This window comes from Methanoregula sp. (assembly GCF_028679125.1).
Lineage (GTDB): Archaea > Halobacteriota > Methanomicrobia > Methanomicrobiales > Methanospirillaceae > Methanoregula.
This window is the reverse complement of record NZ_JAJRCG010000031.1, coordinates 1-6,157: the sequence shown is the minus strand read 5'-3', so window position 1 is coordinate 6,157 and position 6,157 is coordinate 1. Positions and strand designations below refer to the sequence as shown.

At 53.9% G+C, this 6,157-nt stretch carries 3 protein-coding genes; all 3 read left to right on the top strand.

The window, feature by feature from the left end; all coding sequences use genetic code 11:
* Positions 1–906: 906 nt before the first annotated feature.
* Positions 907–1,644 (top strand): ATP-binding protein, encoded by a 738-nt coding sequence (locus LUQ43_RS13280; protein ID WP_299968553.1) that lies wholly within the window; start codon positions 907–909, stop codon positions 1,642–1,644.
* 97 nt (positions 1,645–1,741) lie between these two features.
* Complete coding sequence (locus LUQ43_RS13275) at positions 1,742–2,743, top strand: DUF3344 domain-containing protein (RefSeq protein WP_299968551.1); 1,002 nt, start codon at positions 1,742–1,744, stop codon at positions 2,741–2,743.
* 417 nt (positions 2,744–3,160) lie between these two features.
* Positions 3,161–6,157 (top strand): DUF2341 domain-containing protein (locus tag LUQ43_RS13270; RefSeq protein WP_299968549.1); only part of this gene is annotated, 2,997 nt, incomplete at its 3' end.

Below are 6,157 nucleotides of genomic sequence, written 5' to 3'. Positions count from 1 at the left end.
TGTATCGGCACAGATCCGGCAATCAGGAAACCGGGCCGGTACTGGGAGTGTTATCACGAAGACCAAGGGAGATTACATGGAAAACCGGAACCTTATCCTTGTCCTCGCCGGGACCGCGGATGGGTACAACGTCGCAAGGTTTTCCCTGCAACGAAAGGCCGACCTGTGAATCACTACACGCTGGCAATGCCATTCACGGAGATCGTGGATTGCATCGGGAAAGAGAAGAGTGAACGGGTACATGATCAGCTGGCGCTCTTTGAGAAGATGCAGAATTATTTTTAAACTGATCCCAACAGTATTCCTGATGATACAATGCCCTCTTGCGGGCGCGGCCGGTTGATTGACCTGTATCTGTGAAGCAGCACCCTGCCGGATTCTTAAAAAGACATGAAGGGGTGGTTGAGGGATGAGGGATTTGTATGCCCGGTCTGCGAGTGGATGGTGAGCGCTGGTTGCCCGACAAGGTGCCCGTCATCACGCCGCAGCCTGAACCGGTTTTTCCGGATAATGATCCTTTGCAATTAAAAAAGTTCAAAAAATCGGGCTGGATCGTCCTGGTTCACCGGACCAGGTGCGGGGAGGGTCAATTCCCCGCATCCTGTCGGCCGGTTCCTGCGGGGCGCCCGGATTTTTCCGGGAGCGTTTTTTCCCGCATTGCGGACAGGAGATGACAATGAAAAAAAAAGAAACTAACTACAAATTCGAGCCTGCGCGTGGTATTGGGTTTTTTCTGTGTTATTCACCACCTCCCCATCAGTATGAGAATGTATTGTTATGGTAATAAAAAGTATTGGTCTTTTTATTTTTCGTATGCCGGTATATACGATTGCACCCGGACTTCCCCCATGCACAGGGACTATTCATCCTGCTATTCCCCGGCCCCCCGATTTACGGTATGAATGTATGAAACGTATTCCCGGTCGGAGCCCTGGTGAGAACACGTTTCCCGTTGATACTGCCAACGATACCACGTATTATTACGAACCCCGGGGCCTTCCGGAGGGGATGACGGTCGATGAACTCCGGCAGGATGACCATCGTTCACTGCCACGGAATACACTGCTCGCCCAGGTCTTTTATTATGGTGAATTGCTGGAGAAGTGGGGCACGGGGACAAGCCGCATGATTACCCTTTGTCAGAACCACGGGATTCCCGAGCCGGAGTTTTCTGCGCATCCGGATTGGTTCAGCGTGACCTTTGCCAAAGATTTCTACGCGGATGAGCGGCTCCTCGCACGGGGACTTTCAAACCGGCAGGTTCAGGCCGTGCGGTATGTCAGGGAGCAGGGTGTAATCACGAACAAAGCGTACCGGGAACTTACCGGTGCAATTGATCGGACTGCTCTCCGGGACCTGAATGATCTTTGCACGAAGGGTATTTTCCTGAAACGGGATAAGAAGGGCAGGGCTACTGAGTATGTCCTGGTGAAAAAGAATCCCGACATTAACCCGTCCCGGTGCCGGTACAACTCAGTCATTCGTTCCGATGGCACAACAACCACGGGAGTGCATGACCGAGTGACCCCTCTTCATAATCACGCGCATAATGTATCTTTCACCATATCCCCGCCAACCCGGTTCAGTATTACCAAAAAAAAAAATCGTAAAATCAAGTGCTACAAATATTTAAAAACGTATTAATAGATCTTACGCAAATGAGATCGTGTTCGTAACCGGTTCAGCTGGCGCCAGAGGGATGCCCGTCCGTAACTGGCCCTACGGACACGAGGCAATCTTTATGGAATCAAAACGAATTGAATCAAGACTCGGCAGGTTTTCGTACCTGCTCAAAGGCGGAGCAAAGCCGCGCAGGTCATTCGCGCTCATGATGGCGCTGGTGCTTGTGGGGATGCTGTCGCTTGCCGGCGTGGTGTCGGCGGATAGTGTATGGAATGGAGAAACTCTTAAGACCACAAATGGAATCTCCGGTACCGTTACCGGGGGCGTGGATGCCAAGTTCGCCAATACCTGGAAGACCGACAACCCGATCAACAACGACAACACCACGGCAACATTTTCTGCCCTCCAGACGGAGCGCATCCAGTTCGCCCGGTTGTATGTCGTAGCATATACGGCAAACATGACCGCCAACTGGCAGGGAACGGAGACGATCACCCTGACACGGCCCGGTGTGGGCGATGTTGTCCTGGCAAACGCGCAGCCGCTCAATCTTGATTATGATCAGACTGCTGGGTGGACCTGCGCAGACGGCCTCTCGGCACCCTTCGTAACAACGGGTACCGGCCTCTGCCGGGTAACAAGCGACTATGTCTCGGTCTTCGATGTAAAGGATTATATGAACAGTACGAGCATGACGCTGTACATCAATACCACCAACGTAAGCGACAGGTTCGACGGCCGTATCAAGGAGGCAAAGCTGGTGTATGGGTGGAATTCACCGGAGATCAAGTACTGGATCAACGAGGGGCATGACCCAAGTACCAGCGCCGATGATGCATATGTGGGTGAAACCACATTTGCCGTAGCAACGACAACCGGAATCACAAATGTAACTCTGTACACTGATGACATCGCATCGGCAAACGGGATTTACGGCTGGAATGGAGCAGCAGGGACACTTGCCCCGACAACGATCGGATCGAACAGTTATGCCCGGCTCAACCAGTATGCTGTTGGTTCGGGTTCAGTATTATCCGGCACTAACGTTTTCCGCTATGACCGGGACCCGACCAAATCATGGTATAAACTGGCAGTAGCGATCCTGAAGATCACCTATTAACCCATCCCTTTTTTTTACCGGCAATGCCCGGTCCTTTCGGATATCCGGCTTTACTGAACCGGGATGCGGGCGGGAACACGGTTCCCTCACCTGCGGATCATTTTCCTTCCCCCGCGACCTGTGGATCCAGATTAGTACCTGCCAACGGCTTCCCCTTAAATTATCACCGGAATTTTTACTTTTACATCCCGAAAACACGGAGAGAATAGTGCTGGAGCAGCGGGATAATATTTCCCTGATTCAGCATCTCCCGATGACGGAATTTTTCACCCGGCTGGAATGATCGACATCCACCCTGCGCCTTAATGTTTCACACTTTTTTTAAAAATGTATCACCAAATATCATTTAGATTAATTAATGTAACATCAGATTCTACCAATTGATCGATTGATTTTAATTTCTATGGTGTATGTTGCATGAAGTGCTATCCTGTCCGCGTACCCGGCTGCCTGTCTGTGGCCCAGAACCGCTCATCGAACACGCCCGCCACCCCTGCCCGAAGAGGTTTGGCAGCCGGACGTTGGCACCGGTTCATTCTCATCGGTCTACTCGTGGCGCTCACGGTGCTGGCGGTGCCAGTGGCCGCGGCGACCATCGACACGGGTAGTTTCACGTCTAAGTATACCGCAAACATCCACGGGGCCGCAACCGATCTCACGGATTACCAAGTGAAATTCGTACTCTATAACGTGACCGGATTGGATTCATCTGAGAACATCCACCTGCCGGGCATCGCCCAGCCCACGTTCAACGATGTCCGATTTGCCCTGAGTGACGGCACCGAACTGAGCTACTGGATGGAGACCCCTACCGGCACGGACAACGCCATCTTCTGGGTCAAGATACCGTCAATCCCGGCAGGGTATGCGAACACCGTTCCCGTGGATATCTATTACGGGAATCCCACCATCGGGAGTGCAGCCGACGGCGCTGCCACCTTTGCCCTCTTCGATGATTTCGAGGGATCGTCACTGAACACGGACAAGTGGACGGTTTCTTCCGGTACTGGGTATTCAGTGAGCGATTCGAAGTTACGTCTGACAGGTACGACAAAACTCCAGTCAAATACAAAATTCAGCCAGAATGCATCGATTGGGTTCCGCGGGAACCTGTATCAATATATCCAATATTTAGGTTTCCAGGATTATGCGATCACAAGCGATTACGTTCAGTTCAGAGTTATCAATTCTTATCAAGAAACATTTTATAAAAAAATCAATTCAGTAGCTACCAATTATGCGTTATCCTCCCTTTATGGATACTACTGGAATATCAATGAATACCGTACTGGGGAGATGACCTGGAATTCAACCCATATTACCGTAACTGACAGAGTGAATCCACGGTATACAAATGAAGCGGCACTGAGCGCAACATTACCTGTATATGTGGCATCACAAATTTCAAGTGTGGGTTATTACAGTTACTACGATTGGATTTTCGTGCGACAGCTGGCCGACAGCGAACCGGTGGTGAACGAACCGGCAGGATCTGTTGTGACGGGGACTCCAGACCTTACCATCAATTCTGTCAGTTCCCCCACACCCCGGATCGCTAATATCGTAACCGCCACCATCGTGAACCTGGGCACGGGCGATGCCGGCGCGTTCAAGGCCAACTTCACCCTGAACGGCACGCCATCGACCTTTGATATCACTTCGCTTGCCGCAGGAAGCAGCACCACGATCAGCGTCACCGACCCGATTGCATCCCGGGTACTGGGTGATACTATCCCGCTCACCATCACACTCGATACAGAGAACGCACTCGCGGAGACTGACGAGACCAACAACACCTACTCGACACCGCTGACGGTTGTCCGGGGCGGCTCGTACGGATCGGGATACTACTTGGGCGGCAGGTACTATACCGGATATGATCTTGAAACAGGGAACTTCACGGAAGGGAACGTGACCGTTGTCTCTGCACTGGGTTCCGGGTACCAGACCGACGGCGGATGGTATTCCACAACAGCGCAATGGTCGGCTGATACCCTGCCGGTCCCGGCCACGGCAACCGTCAGATCAGCCCGGCTCTACCAGTCATACACCTGGAGCAACAACGACAACCCCGGCCTTGCAGTCCAGTTCAACGGCAACACCGTGGACCAGGTTGCCTTCTATGGCGACGGCCCGATATACAGCCCGAATTATAACGGCCAGGCAGTCTATGACGTGACACCGTACTTTAACAAGGATGGCAATACCGCACTCATCACCGCATCGGCACCGAGCGGTGGGCTCTACGGTGCCGTTCTTGTCGTGGTGTACGAAGATACCAGCGAACCGTACCGAAAGATCTGGCTGGACGAAGGGTGTGACACACTCTATGGCGCGACAGATGAATCGCATATCGCCTACGCCATGTTCAACAACGTGACAACAGCCGGTGTTTCCTCGGCAAAGGTGATGACAATCCTGCCCTCCGGCAACGACAATAACCAGAACAGCATTCGCTTTGACGCACAGTCTGCCGCACTCATCGGGAGCGGCGGGGCGGATCCCGCGTTCCGGTATTACGACGTCACAGACGCCCTGCATGACGGTACTAACGAACTGGGTGTCACGTATGATGGTTCCTACATCAACCTCGCCGCCGCCATCCTGGAACTCACCTACGAGGCGCCCCCCTCGGCCTCGTTCTCCGCAAACGCAACCTCCGGCACCGCACCCGTATCAGTCCAGTTTACGGATCTTTCGTACGGGGCAACCGGCTGGCAGTGGGACTTTAACAACGACGGCACCATCGACAGCACCGAGAAGAACCCGGTGTACACTTATACCGCAGCCGGGACGTTCACCGTCAACCTCACCGCAACGAACGCGTACGGATCTGCTACGGAGTCGAAGACCGCATATATCACGGTCACCGGGGCAGAGGCAACCTCCGGCCCGGTCGTGGCCTTCACCGCCACCCCCGTGAGCGGTACCTGGCCGCTCGCCGTCCAGTTCACGGACGAGAGCGCCGGGACCATAACCGCGCGGTCGTGGGACTTCGGCGACTACAGCACGCCATCGGCCGAGCAGAACCCGCTCCACACCTACACCACGGCAGGCACGTACAACGTCACCCTGTCCGCCACCAGTGCAGACGGGACCAACACCACGGTTAAGAAGAACCTCGTCACGGTCAGCCCGGTCACCGGGTCGCGGCTCCTCCTGGCCAATACGAAGAACGGCACCGTCTCCGGTGACCTGTACGTGGGTTCGTTCCAGCCGGTACCGTTTGCCGACCAGCCCACCAGTGATGATGTGACTGTACGGGACTTTGACCAGCGGTTTGCAATCCCTACGTTCACGAACATCCAGTGGGCCCGCCTCTACGTCAACGTCTACTCCGGTTCCGGGTCCGCCAACTGGCCCTCCCGCACCACGATCTCGCTCGATGGTAATGGTGATGGAACCTACGAGACC

Excerpts from the sequence above, each read along its gene's own strand:
- LUQ43_RS13275 (WP_299968551.1), top strand. The coding sequence starts at position 1,742 with ATGGAATCAAAACGAATTGAATCAAGACTCGGCAGGTTTTCGTACCTG.
- LUQ43_RS13280 (WP_299968553.1), top strand. The coding sequence starts at position 907 with ATGAAACGTATTCCCGGTCGGAGCCCTGGTGAGAACACGTTTCCCGTT.